This is a genomic window from Magnetococcus marinus MC-1 (assembly GCF_000014865.1).
Taxonomy (GTDB): domain Bacteria; phylum Pseudomonadota; class Magnetococcia; order Magnetococcales; family Magnetococcaceae; genus Magnetococcus; species Magnetococcus marinus.
The window spans coordinates 2,909,969-2,924,120 of record NC_008576.1; the positions used below are offsets into that span (position 1 = coordinate 2,909,969).

General features: G+C 52.0%; 16 protein-coding genes. 4 read left to right on the plus strand and 12 right to left on the minus strand.

All coding sequences use genetic code 11. The features are described 5' to 3' along the window. Positions 1-8: 8 nt before the first annotated feature. Complete coding sequence (locus MMC1_RS20165; protein WP_011713900.1) at positions 9-1,082, plus strand: sensor histidine kinase; 1,074 nt, start codon at positions 9-11, stop codon at positions 1,080-1,082. A 285-nt stretch (positions 1,083-1,367) separates the two neighbouring features. On the opposite strand, the gene MMC1_RS22545 is transcribed toward MMC1_RS20165, so the two are convergent. Continuing rightward, positions 1,368-1,580, minus strand: coding sequence for a hypothetical protein (locus MMC1_RS22545; RefSeq protein WP_407081011.1), 213 nt, complete (start codon positions 1,578-1,580; stop codon positions 1,368-1,370). Between the two features lie 252 nt (positions 1,581-1,832). Between MMC1_RS22545 and MMC1_RS20170 the strand changes: the two genes are divergently transcribed. Next, complete coding sequence (locus MMC1_RS20170) at positions 1,833-2,264, plus strand: rhodanese-like domain-containing protein (protein ID WP_011713902.1); 432 nt, start codon at positions 1,833-1,835, stop codon at positions 2,262-2,264. Positions 2,265-2,318: 54 nt separating this feature from the next. Here MMC1_RS20170 and MMC1_RS11715 read toward each other — a convergent pair whose 3' ends face one another. From MMC1_RS11715 to MMC1_RS11730, 4 genes are all read right to left on the minus strand, one after another. Beyond that, positions 2,319-3,377 (minus strand): esterase-like activity of phytase family protein, encoded by a 1,059-nt coding sequence (locus MMC1_RS11715; RefSeq protein WP_041641197.1) that lies wholly within the window; start codon positions 3,375-3,377, stop codon positions 2,319-2,321. Between the two features lie 3 nt (positions 3,378-3,380). Further along, a complete protein-coding gene (locus tag MMC1_RS11720; protein ID WP_011713904.1) occupies positions 3,381-5,438 on the minus strand; it encodes an ATP-binding protein in 2,058 nt (685 codons plus the stop codon). A 44-nt stretch (positions 5,439-5,482) separates the two neighbouring features. Then, positions 5,483-6,124 (minus strand): chemotaxis protein CheC, encoded by a 642-nt coding sequence (locus MMC1_RS11725; protein WP_041641198.1) that lies wholly within the window; start codon positions 6,122-6,124, stop codon positions 5,483-5,485. 141 nt (positions 6,125-6,265) lie between these two features. After that, a complete protein-coding gene (locus tag MMC1_RS11730) occupies positions 6,266-6,631 on the minus strand; it encodes a response regulator transcription factor (RefSeq protein WP_011713906.1) in 366 nt (121 codons plus the stop codon). A 199-nt stretch (positions 6,632-6,830) separates the two neighbouring features. Between MMC1_RS11730 and MMC1_RS11735 the strand changes: the two genes are divergently transcribed. Continuing rightward, positions 6,831-8,585 carry a chemotaxis protein CheA gene (locus tag MMC1_RS11735; RefSeq protein WP_011713907.1) on the plus strand — a complete coding sequence of 585 codons (1,755 nt, stop codon included), beginning with the start codon at positions 6,831-6,833 and terminating at the stop codon, positions 8,583-8,585. Here the strand turns inward: MMC1_RS11735 and MMC1_RS21685 are convergent. The 7 genes from MMC1_RS21685 to MMC1_RS21925 all read right to left on the minus strand — a co-directional run bounded on the left by MMC1_RS21685 (position 8,530) and on the right by MMC1_RS21925 (position 13,110). Further along, entirely contained in the window at positions 8,530-8,793 is a 264-nt protein-coding gene (locus tag MMC1_RS21685) for a hypothetical protein (protein WP_143711418.1), read from the minus strand. The two genes, MMC1_RS11735 and MMC1_RS21685, sit on opposite strands and share 56 nt — an antisense overlap. Beyond that, the gene (locus tag MMC1_RS11740) at positions 8,777-9,343 is read right to left on the minus strand and encodes a hypothetical protein (protein ID WP_011713908.1); all 567 of its coding nucleotides are present in this window, start codon (positions 9,341-9,343) and stop codon (positions 8,777-8,779) included. Before MMC1_RS11740 ends, MMC1_RS21685 begins: the two co-directional genes overlap by 17 nt. Positions 9,344-9,349: 6 nt before the next feature. Further along, a complete protein-coding gene (locus MMC1_RS11745; RefSeq protein ID WP_011713909.1) occupies positions 9,350-10,141 on the minus strand; it encodes an ABC transporter permease in 792 nt (263 codons plus the stop codon). 4 nt (positions 10,142-10,145) lie between these two features. Then, on the minus strand, positions 10,146-11,060 hold the full coding sequence (locus MMC1_RS11750) for an ABC transporter ATP-binding protein (protein WP_011713910.1): 915 nt from the start codon (positions 11,058-11,060) through the stop codon (positions 10,146-10,148). A 159-nt stretch (positions 11,061-11,219) separates the two neighbouring features. Then, positions 11,220-11,714, minus strand: coding sequence for a Ros/MucR family transcriptional regulator (locus MMC1_RS11755; RefSeq protein ID WP_011713911.1), 495 nt, complete (start codon positions 11,712-11,714; stop codon positions 11,220-11,222). A gap of 629 nt (positions 11,715-12,343) precedes the next feature. Further along, positions 12,344-12,715, minus strand: a complete 372-nt coding sequence (locus tag MMC1_RS11760) for a diacylglycerol kinase (protein ID WP_011713912.1) — start codon at positions 12,713-12,715, stop codon at positions 12,344-12,346. 248 nt (positions 12,716-12,963) lie between these two features. Beyond that, positions 12,964-13,110: a hypothetical protein gene (locus MMC1_RS21925; RefSeq protein ID WP_160162703.1), complete on the minus strand. Its 147-nt coding sequence runs from the start codon at positions 13,108-13,110 to the stop codon at positions 12,964-12,966. Between the two features lie 127 nt (positions 13,111-13,237). Between MMC1_RS21925 and MMC1_RS11765 the strand changes: the two genes are divergently transcribed. Further along, on the plus strand, positions 13,238-14,032 hold the full coding sequence (locus MMC1_RS11765) for an HAD-IIB family hydrolase (protein WP_011713913.1): 795 nt from the start codon (positions 13,238-13,240) through the stop codon (positions 14,030-14,032). The last annotated feature ends 120 nt before the right edge of the window (positions 14,033-14,152 follow it).

Below are 14,152 nucleotides of genomic sequence, written 5' to 3' on the forward strand. Positions count from 1 at the left end.
ACAGATCTATGACTCTGGCACATTGGCTCTATTGGATACCGAACCCCTTTCAAAAAGTAGTGGCTCTTTTCTGCATAATTACCCTAGGCGCAGCAATCTTATTATTACATTACTTAATTGGACTTTCGTATGAATTCCACATTTTCCTAAGCATACCGGTCCTGCTCTCCTCATGGTTTCTTGGCCTTACTGTTGGCATCGCGGTTGCGGTTCTTACGGTGACAGCGTGGCTACAGATTGATTGGATCTTGGACCATGAAACGGAAACCCATGCTGCACTGGTGTTTAATAGCATCATGCGGCTGATTATCTCGCTCATTGGTGCATACATATTTTCCAAGCTTAGGGAAACTTTAGAAAGTTTATCAAAACATAATAATTATCTTTATAACGAACAGGCGTTGGTTAAAGAGAATATTCGACTCCGTGAAGATGCTGAGCACATTACCCGCCACAATTTAAAAAGCCCTCTCAATTTCATTATTGGTGCACCGGATATTCTGCTGGAATCGGACAATCTCACCCAAGAGCAGAGAACACTCATTCAACAAATCCAGAAAACTGGATATAGAATGATCAATGAAATCAACCATTCACTTATCCTTTACCGGATAGAAAAGGGATTATACACACTCAATCCGGTATTAATTCAACTCTACCCCATGCTACAAAGGGTAAAAGAGGAATTAACACCACTCGCCAAGCAAATGGGTGTTGGTATTGAGATCCATTACCATTCTAATACGGTCGCCATGGGGGAAGAGATGTTGATTTTCTCCGTGTTCAATAACTTGATTAAAAATGCCGTTGAGGCCTCTGCTAACGGGGATAGGGTTACGGTTACGCTCACAGGTGAAGCAAGCCCGCAGGTTACGATTCACAATCCTGCGGTGGTGGCTGAATCGGTGCGGGCACGTTTTTTCGATAAATTGGCAACCGCAAACAAACCTGGGGGGACTGGGTTGGGTACTTATGCCGCCCAACTCATTGTGCATGCCCATGGTGGGGAGGTGGCGATGATAACGTCTGAGCAGGAGGGTACCCTTGTAACCATCACCTTAACCCAAAACGCATCATGCTGATTATCATTAATTATTATACATTATTTAAAAGCGAATTCTGGGGAATTCCGAGGAGAGGGGCCTTCGAGGCCGTATAACTGACCAGGAGAAAACGCGCGGTTTCCATCAGGGCCAGAGATCAAACAGCCATCCCTCCTAAAGGCCGAATAGATCTCTGCATTCGCACCATGTTTGTGCCAGATAAAAAAATTCTTCTTATAATTAGGGGGCGGGTCCATAGATCTCCCCGGAACTTCTCTTTTTTTGGCCGGAAACATGCCCCTTGTGGGCCAAACTGGCCTGAATTCATCTTAAAACGCTCATTTGCAGAGTCCGCTGGTCAAGCCATCTCCGAAACTCAAGCGGGTTTTTTCTGGGGGGCGCAATCTTGAGGCTTTGAAAATGAGGCTCTCCGCTGACCTGCTCTGGTTGCAAGGGTTCACCGAGCTCAGCCAGCCGTTTCCACCACGCGTAGAACGTAGACGCCGTTAATCCATGCCGATCAGCGTACGCTTGCACACTTATTCCTGACAACGCTGTGCTTTAAGGTGATTACGCCAAAATTTAATACGCTTTTGCCTTAGATGACGACACACTCCCCCCGCCTAGCCGCAACCCTGCGGCCCTCTGACCGCTTACCCCCAAGCGAGGCCTCGCTTTACCCGATGGTCACTTGGCCTAGCCGCCTAAATAGGGTATATATGGCCTGCCTTTTTTTCTCATCTCTGTGCCACCCTAGCGTGCCCACACCCCCTTTATCATAGGTGAACCATGGTCGATGACGTTATTGAAAATATTATGCAGCGGGCGGTTGATTCGGAAATGATCTCTGCGGAACAGCTTGAGCAGGTCATTGCGCATAAACCAGAGGATGTCATAATTTTGGATATACGCACTGAAGTAGAGTTCCGCGAGGGCATGGTTGCCCACTCTCTACAATATCCCTTTGCCCATAATCTGCAAAACCGCGCAGATACCGAGCCGTTTAAGCATGATTTTTTCAGCCGCTGCACCCCCGCTGACCTCGATGCCGACAAACGCTATATTCTGCTTTGCCGCACCGGTCCCCGCACCGAAATTGCCGTCGAAGCCTTTGTGGAAGCAGGGCTGCAAGCCTGTGAATTGGTAGGGGGCATTAATGGCTGGGCAGAGCAGGGATTACCCTTGGTTGACGGCCAAAACATGCCCCGCTTTGTGCCCTAAAAGGATAAACACCACAAGGGCACGCGGGGAACATTGGGCCGCAAAAGAGCCCTCTTACTCAAACGCCAGCAATAAAAACAGCGTGCGTTGCTGCGGGTTAAAATTATTATCGGATACCAACACCAACGTGCGCCGCCCATCCGCCAGCCGAGGCCCCCAACTCATCGCCTCCTGATTATCTAGATTGTGGCTGGCTAGATTGTGGCTGGCCGGTCGGTGTGCAGGGGTCTGCAATGCGTTGAGCTCCACCGCCCAGCGTTTCACCCCCATGCCCGGCGAGGCCGCAGACAGATGCTCTTGAGCAAGCTGGTTTTTGGCGCCACTCAAATCGTAGAGCACCAGCCGCACCAGCACATCCCCCCAGTAACGGTGCGGGTGAAATCGCTCCAAGACCAACAGTTGCGTGGCATCCAGCGCCAGCAACTCCACCACCTCCAGCGCATGCCCCGCTACCACCGATTGGGGATAACCATAGCTGCCAACCACCCTACCCTGCTGAAGGTCCAACACCAGCAAACGGTGTACCCCCCCATCCTGCCGTAAAGGCTGCTCCATGGCTAAAATCGCGGTGTGCCCATCGGGCATCCGCGCCATACCCTCAAGACTCTTGTTCGCCACCACCCGCCCCGCCCCGCGTCCAAATCGGGCAGGCAGCTTAAATTCTTGTCCAACTCGGCCATCCAAACCCATGCTGCGCACCACCGGTACCGCAGCGCCACCACGTTGTTCGCTGCTCCATAAGAGCTGCTGACCAAACAGACGCAGTGCCTCACCATCGGCTTGGTTGGGTCTCAGCGGTAAGCCATCGCTACCCTGTATGGCAACCACCCCCACACAATGCACCCCATGAATACCCTGTTCATTCAGGGAGATCTCTAACTGATAAATTCTTGGATTCTTTTTATCATCACTCAAAGCCCAATAGAGGCCGCTATTAGGGTCATAATCCAAACCACTTAACCCCCCCAAGGCCAACTCTGCTTGGGGAGACGCCAAAGAGCGGCACAAGGTCGAACCGGTAGCCACAGCAAAACTACCCAACAGCGTCACCTGCGCATGCGCTTGCGTGATGACAAACCAAGCCAACACTGCCCAAGCCATCCCCTTAAACATAGCCTAGCTTTCCAGCGAAATTTTTAGACCATATTGGGCAATTGAAGACAATAATTCCAATTTTTTAATAGGTTTAACCAAATGGGCATCACACCCAACATCCCGACTTTTATCTGCATCACCACTTAATGCATAGGCGGTTAAGGCCAAGATAGGGGTGGGCGGTCGCCGCTGCTGCTTTTCAAAAAAACGCATGGCACGGGTTGCACTGTAGCCATCCATAACCGGCATTTGTAAATCCATAAAGACCAGATCATAGTGATGCTGCTCAAAAAGCGTGAGTGCTTCAGCCCCATTGGCGGCATGGGTAATTTCTAAGGGATACTGTTTTAAATAGGCTTTAAACAGTACGGCGTTGTCCACCGAATCTTCCGTGAGCAGAATTTTAAGCGGCACCTGTTTAAGCATCTCAATGGCGGCTGTCGGTGACAGAGAAGAAGATAATAGCGCTGCTTCACCCTGCTCCATCGTCGCCCCCAGCGCCTCAAGCAGGCGACCGTGCGAAACGGGCCTTTCCAGCAGCAATACCCCTAAATCTGCCGCTATTTGGATATCCTCTTGCCGCGCTTCACCCACCAACAGCACCATGGGCATAACGCTGCCATTGGCCCGGACCGAGGCAATCTGCTGGTGAACACGCGCCATGCTATTGTAACAGTCCACCAGCACCGCGTGAAAAGGGCGCAATCCCGCTGGCGGCTCCAACAAATGGCCCGCCAACTGCGCCTGATGCGTGACCGTGGTAATCTGGCAGCCGGCACGGCGTAACACAGATTCCAGCAAAACTCGGTTTTGCGGTTGACTGCCCAACAGCAAAACATGGCGCCCGTGCAGTTTGGCTGACGTGAACGCTCGCTCACTTTCAGCCACCAGAGCGGTATGGGTAAAACGTGCGGTAAAATGAAAACGACTGCCCTGGCCGAGTTCGCTCTCCAACCAGATATCCCCGGATAATAGCTCCACCAACTTTTTACAAATCGCCAAACCTAAGCCTGTCCCCCCATGCTGACGGGTAACAGAGGCATCCGCTTGCACAAAGGGCTCAAAAATCGACTTTTGCTGCGCTTTGCTCATACCAATGCCACTATCTTGCACGCGAAAATAGAGCCAACCGCCTGCATCTTCACAATCTCTCACATCCACCCAGAGTTGAATTTGACCCGATTGGGTGAATTTTACCGCATTACCCAGCAAATTGACCAAGATCTGCCGAAGCCGTTTCTGGTCGCTAATCACATAGCGTGGTGCGCGTGCCGAGAGCTCAAAATCCAGTTTGACCCCTTTTTCTTGGGTACGCAGGGTAAAAATTTCTACCGCACCCTCGACCAATGCCCACAGATCAAAAGGTCGATGTTCCAACTCCAGCCTATCGGCCTCCACCTTTGAGAGATCTAACACATCATTAATAAGCTCTAACAGCGACGCCCCCGCCCGGGCGAAAATTTGCACATAACGCCGTTGATCCTTATTCAACTCGGTTTCCAGCAGCAGATCTGCCATACCGATAATGGCATTCATCGGGGTGCGGATCTCATGGCTCATATTCGCCAAAAACTCGCTCTTGGCCTGGTTCGCTTGATCGGCCTTCAAGCGACTGGCGGTAAGCTCCTCTTCCCGCTGCATCAGCACGCGGGTCTGTTCTTGCAGCAGCTGCTCGCGCTGCACCGTGTGGCTGATATCTTGGATTTGGATCAGTACGAAACGTTTTTCCCCATGGGGTCGCAGCGCATTGATCATAATTTGCTGACAGAGGCGCGGTCCATGTGGACGCACCGCATAAGAAGGATAGAGCGGTAAGGGCCAAAGATTAAGCTTGTGTGACAACAAGGCCGGCAGGCCCGTCTCCAACGCGGTAGCGACAGCACGCAAAAGGCGACCACCCACCAGCTCTGGAAAAACCTCTCGCAATGGACGCCCCAGAACCTCTGCTCGTTTTAGACCAGAAGCACGCTCCATCCAGCGATTCCAGAACACAATCTGTTCTTGGTCATCCAGAAAAATGCTACCCAAAGCGCCGTCGTTGATTCCGGCTAACATTAATTGGGGATCCAGTTCTTGCATCTTACCCCCCTTACCCCCATTTCACCCAAACGCATTCATGGTGTTCAAATTGACGGTAACATTTGACCAATCATCTGTTTTAATTTTTCTACGGCCTCGGCATCCAACAGCAAAACAACATACCCTTTAATACTGTTTTTCAATGGGTTATGGGCTCCGGTCACAAAATCAACGATGAGGAAAATAACCCGATCCTCCTCCAACGCATAACTGGGTCCATTCTGCGGGGTAAGGTTAAGCAGCGCTTCACTTTGGAGTTTCATATATTCAGGCAGATAAAAATCCAACTCCAAATGCATAATGTTGGCAAAGCTACCCAAGCAGGCATTGAGGATGACATTGCCCACTTCAAGCAGGCTCTCCTGCTCCAACTCGGTTAAACTCTCTAGTGAAATAGCCCCACCTAATAAGGTACGCACCAGTTCTAAACTTTTTGTCTCTGGATAAATCAACAGCGCCGAACCGCAAAACGGCCCTTTGAACTGCTGGCGTATCGCCGCCACTTGCCCCACCACATGTCGGCTTAGCAGCGCGACCGCTTCTTGACTGGGTAAAACTTCAAGCTCAGGCACCGACAGCAGCACTTCGTCGTTAACCATCTCGGCCAAGGCTTCGGCAGCACGTCCAATACCTATATTGAACAACTCTTTAAGCGCATCTTTTTCGAAGCTGCTAAGCTGAATCACCAGACACCCACTCCACAACGCTGATGGTTACCCTCACCCCATGCATGGGCGCACAATAGCGGGAGGGGGCGCCAGTCACATCGGCTTACTGGGTACCACGCTCTACATGCCACCCTCAATGCGCCCGGTTTGTTGGCCAGATCACCCTTCCAATTCATGAACCACACCAGCAAGCTTATCCTCTGTAATGGGTTTCATGATAAAACCCACACCCAAGGCTTCAGCCCGTTGACGCATGCGATCCTGGATATTGGCCGTCACCAAATGGATCGACACACTCGGCTGCTGTTCCATTAACTGCGTTGCCAAATCAATCCCATTTAGACCCGGCATATTATAATCAATCAGAGCCAAATCTATCTCAGTTGCGCGAACTAGGTTCAATGCTTCAGCCCCCTCTTTCGCCTCCAAGATCTCCCACTCTGGATGATTTTTGGTCAGGTTGTTGCGCATCATCATGCGCGCCAAGCTGCTATCATCAACGATGAGCACACGTTTTTGTGCCATCCCATCCACTCCTACACTATGTTATAATGTCGTTGCGTGGCCGAAGTTGCTAAACCAACAACATAAAAAGGTACGCGATTAGGGCCAAAAAAGTTTCCCTACCACCCTATGTAGGCCTATGGTGTCATGGACCAACATCGGTAGCAAGCGGTTTAGCGCTTAACCCACCCATTTAACTTATCCTTACGGATCTCTATCTATGAGTCAGTTGGCGTTACCTCAAGAGGTATTTGATGAGTTTCTCAGTGAAAACCGAGAAGCTCTCGACCATATTGAGCGCAAACTCCTGCAACTGGAAGAGACACCTAAAAACCAAGCGTTGCTCAACGAAATTTTCCGTTATATGCACACGGTTAAGGGCAACTGTCGCATGGTGGGCTTTGAACGACTAGAAAGCCTCGGCCATCAAGCCGAAAACCTACTGGATTTGGTGCGCAACCACAAGCTTATCGTCGATGAAGCCATCGGCACCCTGCTCTTGGAAGTATTGGATAGCCTGCGTAATGCCCTAGACCGCGTTGCCCAAGAACGATCCGACGATGGCATGGTGTTTACCCACCTGATCCAACAGTTGCAACAGGCCGCAGCCTGCGCCGAAACAGCCACCGACGAAACCTATTTAGAGACCACCACGCAAGGGATTCATCTGGATCTGGAGAGCACCGCCCCAACCACCGAAACGGCAACCGCCGAAGCCTTGGGGGAGAAGGCAGGCTTGCAGACCATTCGTCTCTCCATTGATAAGCTGGATAGCCTGATGGATATGGTTGGTGAACTGGCTGCAAGCTATAACCAATTGCGTTTTGGCGTGTTACACGGATCGGACCACACCACCCAACACTTAGAAGCGCTCGAACAACATATCCATACCCTTCAGGATGAAATTTTACAGTACCGGCTACAGCCCATCGGCCATGTTTGGGAGACCTACCACCGTCTCATACGGGATCTGGCCATCGCCACCGGCAAAAAGGTCATGCTCAACCTTACTGGAGAGGAAACCGAAGTCGACCGCAGCATCCTGCTTTCGGTCAAAGATTTTATGGTGCATCTGCTGCGTAATGCCGTGGACCACGGCTTAGAGACACCCGAACAGCGCAAACAAGCGGGCAAGTCGGTGGTGGGGAAAATTCAACTCGAAGCCTCGCGCCGACATGGCTGGATCCTGCTCAGCATTGCCGACGATGGGCGCGGCTTAGAGCTAAACAATCTGCGCAAAAGAGCCCTTGAACAAGGGATGATCACCCCCGATGAGGCCGCCACCATGGGCGAACAAGCCCTCTGCGCCCTTATTTTACGACCGGGCTTCTCTACCCGTGGTGAGGTCGGCACCATCTCTGGCCGTGGCACGGGTATGGACGCCGTTAGCGCAGCCGTGCAAAAAATTGGTGGAACCCTACGTATTTACAACACACCGGGCCAAGGCACCCGTTTTCTGATTCGCATTCCCCAGACCATGGCCATTGTCCCGGCACTCATTGCCCACGTGGGGGTAAGCCGCTATGCCATTCCCCAAAATAGCGTGGTTGAGCTGCTCTCCTACTACGATGCGCAAGTGGCTACCCACCTAGAAAACAAGCTACAAACCCCCATGGTCAGGGTGCGAGATCAACTTTTACCCCTGTTGGATCTTGAGTGTATTTTAGAAGAGTGCGTGCCACAAAAAGCGGAACATGCCCTACACTACCTCCAGCAACAACAGGCCCTGCATCTGGTGGTCGTGCAAGCAGAAGAGCGCCGTTTTGCCCTGCGCGTGACCAGTATTGACGAACCGGTATCGCTGGTGGTTAAGCCTATGCCCCATGTCTTTAAATCGGTACAGATGCTGTCGGGCTCTGCGGTCATGCCCGATGGCTCCATCTCGTTTTTACTCAACGTGGCCGAACTCAGCCAGATTTTTAGTACCTCTCGTCCTCTGGATAGATCACCCGATAACGCTGCAAAAAAACAGTGAAAGAACGGGCCTTCGCCCGGCGGTCACAGCCACACAACTGTGGGTTTTTATCCAGGTAAAACCCATAAGCCTGTTGCAGCGCCAACTGCTGCTGCTCGCTTAACGCCTGCCACAAGGTGGGTTCAGCACAGGGCTGTGGCGACTGATCCTCCACCCGCGTCGATGGCCCACCAAACCAACGCTGTAGCCCTTTAGCGAGAGGGAACATCTACGCCCCCTTTAGGATCCCATTGAAACAGATACCAACGCCCCTGGAGAGGGAAAAGCCGAATTTTTTCCCGCGCAAAGAGCTCTTTAGCATGGGCCAGATCATCTTCTAAATAGAGATAGCCAAAACTACCAACATCTTTAAGCTTACGGAACGAGGCGCTATAGAGCAGGATATGCCGACGGTCACCCTCCAACCACCGAATTTTGAGCGCCTTTAGCCCAGCCTGTTGCAACATCTGCTGCCAGTGCCGCCACACCTCACGGCTGTAGCGACCAGCCGCCACGGCTACCCGCTCGCCATGGCGGTCACGGGTGCTCTCAAACTTTTCCACATCTAAAAATGCAAAGGGGGGATCGCCCCCCAACTGTTTGACTAATGCTTCAAAAGCAGGCTGGTTTTTTTGAAAATGCGCGGCCATATCTGCCGGGTTTGGCATCTCGATACGCATAAAGTTGAGAGCCAAAAAAATGAGCGGAATGCCCAGCAGAAAAATCATCTTTTTCCACTCTGGCCCACTATGTTCGGCCACATAATCCTTGTCCGACATGGTTTTTTACTCCTTCAGGCGCCATCCGCGCCGCACAATCCACACCGTTACGCCAAACAGCACCAACATAAAGCCCACGGCAAACCCCATGGCCAAGGTAAGATCGGTGGTTTGCAACCCTAAAATGGCATACCGATAGAGCCCCACTAAATGATAGATGGGATTCCACGTCGCCAGCGGTTGCCAACCCTGGGGCAGCATCGCCGCTGAGAAAAACACCCCGCCAAGATAGGTTAAAGGGGTCAACACAAAATTGCTCACCAACGAGATATCGTCAAAGGTTTTCCCCCACAATCCCGTGAGTACCCCAACCAAACCAAAAATCCCTGCCAATAACGCCGAAACCAGCACAAGCAGAGCCACATGTTCAATGTGAAAGGGTAGAAAAATCCGCGCCGCCAACAACACCACGCAACCCACCAACAATCCCCGCACCATCGCCCCCCCCACCATCGCCAGCACCACCTGCAAAGGGTGCAGCGGCAGCGCCACCAAATCCATGGGCAACATGCCGATATAGCGCATTTGGATTAAGGATGAGCTGGCATTTTGAAAGGCGTGTTGCACAATGCCCATGGCGGCCAAACCTGGGATTAAAAACTGTAGATAACTGATCCCTTCGGTGGGGCCAATACGGTGCCCCAAAGCCCCTCCAAAAACGGCAAAATAGAGCATGGCCGAGACCAAAGGAGCCCCGACGGTCTGCCCAAATACCCGCATAAAGCGGTGGCACTCCCGTTTAAACAACGACCAAGCCCCAAACCAACTGCTGGGGCGTGCTTGTGGTGTATGGTTCATGCCATCACCCCTCTGCGGTAAGTTGCAGATAAACATCCTCAAGCCGGGGAGGCTCCAAACGCAAATCCCGCACCCCATGGCCATGCTCTGCCGCCCAAGCCAACAACTGTGGCAAGGCTTGCTCATCCACGGTGCCGGACAACGCTTCACCGGCCACATCCCACTGCATCCCCACCGGCAACTGAGCAGGCTTAGCCACCCCCCCCTGCCACTGAATGGCCGCACGACGCCCGCCAAAGCTGTTCAACAACTGGCTCATGGGCGCACAACGCACCACCCGGCCATGGTTAATAATGGCAACCCGCCCCGCCAACGCCTGCGCCTCTTCCAGGTAGTGGGTGGTTAAAATAACCGTAACTCCCTCTTGATGCAGCTCACTGACAAAGGCCCACAAATCCCGCCTTAGAGCCACATCCACCCCAGCGGTCGGCTCATCCAGAATAATCAAGGGGGGTTGGTGGACCAGGGATTTCGCCACCGTCAAACGCCGCTTCATTCCCCCAGAGAGCTGCCGTGTACGCTTATGCGCATGCTCGGCCAATCCCAGCCGTTCCAACAAACGCTCCACATGCGCTGAGGCATCGCGAAAGCCATAATAACCAGCATGGTTGACCAGTACTTCACGCACCGTAAAAAAGGGGTCCAAAGCGATCTCTTGCGGGGTTATCCCAACCAACCGCTTGGTGGCCAGTGGATCTTGCTGCAAGGCGGTACCAAAGACCGCCACCGCACCGGCCGTGGCAGTGGTTATTTGCGCCACAATATTAATTAAGGTGGATTTTCCCGCACCATTGGGACCCAAAATGGCAAACACCTCTCCAGGCTCTACCCGCAGATCCACCCCATCGAGGGCCGTAATGCCCCCTTTATACCGTTTAACCAACCCTTCGACCAACAGGGCTGCTGCTGTTCCAGCCATGCGCTTAAAATCCTCTAGTTAGTACCATCCGCCACAACCCACCCGGCTGCTACCGTGTTGATACCCGCAAACACCCTAACAGATACCGACCCAAAACAGAACGGGCTGAGACAATGCAGCGTCTCAGCCCGTTCCTATAGGGTGTTGGATCTCTTGTTATTAGCTGCTCTGTTTTTTCTTACGCTCACGGCTAGCTTGCAGTTTTTCACTCAAGCCCACCTCTTCAGCCAACACACGCCGCCGCGCCGAATAGTTGGGGGCGGTCATGGGAAAATCTTTAGGCAAATTAAACATGGCGCGATAATCGGCCACATCCAACTTATGGGTGCGGGTCAAATGCCCTTTAAGGGCCTTGCAGGTCTTGCCGCAGATGAGACAGGTCACACTATCTTCCTGCACCGCTTGATCCACGGCCACCGCAGGTTGCAACTTGGTCAACCCGGTACGCTCTTTTTTGTTTAGGCCATCAACCCAACGGTCCAGATCCTCAGCAGTGGCGGCGTCAATATCCCCCAACGAACCCTTTTGGGACAACTCCTCTAGGGAGTTAAACACCTCACCAATTAGGCCGGTTAACTGCTCAGCCTCGATGGGGTTATTGCTTACATAGGACTGGATGATGCCGGCTGTGGTTTGAATCAGATCCCTTGACATGTATATCTCCCTGTCTGCTTTTTTTACTTGGATCGGTCTGGTAAACAGGCTTTCACCCAGATGTCGTCTGCCACCACATCTGTCCACACGTTTTTTTGATAGGCGTGCTTGGTTAAAAAGTCTGCCCGAGGGGATTGGCGCACCACTTCATTGGAATCGCCACGGTTTTTTATTTATAATCGTGGGCCATGGTCAATTCCTCCACAGCCTGCCTGTGCAACCCTTGCCACCAAATTAGCATGGCTACACCATTCCCCGCTTAGCTTCTATTTATAGCCTAACCTGAATCACCTTTCCAAGGAAGAAACCGCAACTTTTAACAGAAAAACGGTAAAGTCACCTCTTTGTTTCGACATGCTCTTCGTATCGCCCGACTCTTTCGATACAAAAAACGGCGTCTACCTGGGCAGACGCCGCATCTATTCTGACCTTTACCACTCCGCTGGGGCAGCGGCACACCCAGGGTGCCGTCGTCGATTTTGCGAAAACGCCTCCCCCTGCGCAACCAAGCAAACCTCAGCATGCCAGCATTGGGTTTGCATAAATCCTATCTTCGTTCCACGCCACGCATGAGGTGCCTCTCCTCTGCCGACCCCGTCCCTCTTCACAAGCCAAGCTTAAGGCACGCTTTAACCCAATTTTTCTGCAATGAGCATACCCCATACCAGCAGCGCCAAACCCACACTCATAAACACCGCAGCCGAACCCAAATCTTTGGCCCGCTTGGCATAAGCGTTCCACTCTGGACCGGCACGGTCCACCACGGCCTCCACAGCCGAGTTAAGCAACTCTGTAATCAGCACAATCAACAGGCTACCCACCAACAATGCCCGCTCTACCGCATCGCCCCCCACCAACATGCCGACAGGCATCATCAAAGAACAGAGTGCCACCTCCATCCGAAAAGCGATTTCGTGGCTCCAGGCCGCTCTTAACCCCTGCCATGAATAGCCCGATGCCCGTACCAAATGTAATAGCCCGCTCTCCTGCGCCTGTTTCATATTCGATCCCTCTTTATCCTTATTAATTTTCACCTTAAACCAAATCCATAACGCCTTTTAGGATAAACGGGATACTCGATTAGGGTTTAATCGTGCCATGGCCGTTGTCATCATCCCGACACAGAATCGCCCATTTAAGCGCATATTTCACTAAAAATTCGCCTACCTCCATCAACATTTCACATAAAAAATATTGGACATGCCGTTGCTTCCCCTAAAAGCCACCACACTCTGCCAAAAAAAGTGCGTCAAGAAGCTTGATCTTGCTGGGTTTGTTTAGCGACATCTTCGGCTATTTTGCGTTTAAAATAGCGTATAATCAGGTAAATTTTTATAGGAATAATAACCGCTGAACCCCAAGCTATCCACATAATACTCTGCATATCCAGCTTCACAAACCACCTCGTCGTTTAAAATCAGGGAGAATTGGTGTTATCATACACTGCCACTTAGAAAGTATATGCCGTAAAAGTTCCGTTACTTTGTCCAACCCCCCTCTTTGCAACCCTGCGGAAAACCGTCATGTCTACCCCAGCCCTACTGCTTTGCACCGATCTGGACCGCACCCTTCTCCCGAATGGGGGAAGCCCTGAACCCCATGGCGCACGCCACCGCTTCCAGCAACTGGTCAAGCAACCCCATATCCAGTTGAGCTACCTTTCTGGTCGTGACCACAGCGGTATGGAAGAGGCCATAAAAACCTACCAACTCCCGACCCCTCGTTTTATGGTCGCCGATGCGGGGGGAGCCATCTCTCTCTTTACCGACGGTCATTGGCAATCGTTGCCCGGCTGGCGTACCATTTTAGCCTCCACTTGGAGTTTGGAGCTGCGCCATCAAATTCCTCTTTTGCTCCGTGACCTCCCCCTCACCCCACGCTGTGTTGACCGCCAAAGCCGGTTTAAGCAGAGCTATAGCGTTGCCCCTGATTTAGACAAACAGCCCCTTATGGAGCAGATTTCCGTACGGCTAAAGGGATTACCCATCGAGCAGCGCTGGAGCCGCGATGAAGAGAGTGGCACACGTCTGTTAAATATTATACCATCCGGTATCAATAAGTTAACCGCCATACGCATGCTGCAACAGCATTGTGCGATCGACGATAGCCACACCCTTTTTGCGGGGGATTCGGCCAACGATCTGTCGGTATTTGCCAGCTCGGTACCCAGTATTTTAGTGGGAAATGCCGATAAAAGCGTGCGGGAACAAGCCCTCTACCAGTGCCAGCAAGCGGGGGTAGCGCAGAGCCTTTATCTGGCACGAGAGAATTACGCCGACGGTATCTGTGAAGGGTTTCACCACTTCTACGGCCCTTAGAACCAACTTTATTTTAAAATATTGGTCGCTCAACATAAAAAAGACACGCAACCATAAAATTTTGTTACTCAAGCGCGACATTTAGGTCTTGCCCTCAAGGGACAATGCCACCGGTTAAGC

What these genes read in the sequence shown, in the direction of transcription:
- MMC1_RS20165 (WP_011713900.1), top strand. Translation starts at nt 9, where the DNA reads ATGACTCTGGCACATTGGCTCTATTGGATACCGAACCCCTTTCAAAAA.
- MMC1_RS20170 (WP_011713902.1), top strand. Translation starts at nt 1,833, where the DNA reads ATGGTCGATGACGTTATTGAAAATATTATGCAGCGGGCGGTTGATTCG.
- MMC1_RS11715 (WP_041641197.1), bottom strand. Translation starts at nt 3,377, where the DNA reads ATGTTTAAGGGGATGGCTTGGGCAGTGTTGGCTTGGTTTGTCATCACG.
- MMC1_RS11720 (WP_011713904.1), bottom strand. Translation starts at nt 5,438, where the DNA reads ATGCAAGAACTGGATCCCCAATTAATGTTAGCCGGAATCAACGACGGC.
- MMC1_RS11730 (WP_011713906.1), bottom strand. Translation starts at nt 6,631, where the DNA reads ATGGCACAAAAACGTGTGCTCATCGTTGATGATAGCAGCTTGGCGCGC.
- MMC1_RS11735 (WP_011713907.1), top strand. Translation starts at nt 6,831, where the DNA reads ATGAGTCAGTTGGCGTTACCTCAAGAGGTATTTGATGAGTTTCTCAGT.
- MMC1_RS21685 (WP_143711418.1), bottom strand. Translation starts at nt 8,793, where the DNA reads ATGTTCCCTCTCGCTAAAGGGCTACAGCGTTGGTTTGGTGGGCCATCG.
- MMC1_RS11740 (WP_011713908.1), bottom strand. Translation starts at nt 9,343, where the DNA reads ATGTCGGACAAGGATTATGTGGCCGAACATAGTGGGCCAGAGTGGAAA.
- MMC1_RS11745 (WP_011713909.1), bottom strand. Translation starts at nt 10,141, where the DNA reads ATGAACCATACACCACAAGCACGCCCCAGCAGTTGGTTTGGGGCTTGG.
- MMC1_RS11750 (WP_011713910.1), bottom strand. Translation starts at nt 11,060, where the DNA reads ATGGCTGGAACAGCAGCAGCCCTGTTGGTCGAAGGGTTGGTTAAACGG.
- MMC1_RS11755 (WP_011713911.1), bottom strand. Translation starts at nt 11,714, where the DNA reads ATGTCAAGGGATCTGATTCAAACCACAGCCGGCATCATCCAGTCCTAT.
- MMC1_RS11760 (WP_011713912.1), bottom strand. Translation starts at nt 12,715, where the DNA reads ATGAAACAGGCGCAGGAGAGCGGGCTATTACATTTGGTACGGGCATCG.
- MMC1_RS11765 (WP_011713913.1), top strand. Translation starts at nt 13,238, where the DNA reads ATGTCTACCCCAGCCCTACTGCTTTGCACCGATCTGGACCGCACCCTT.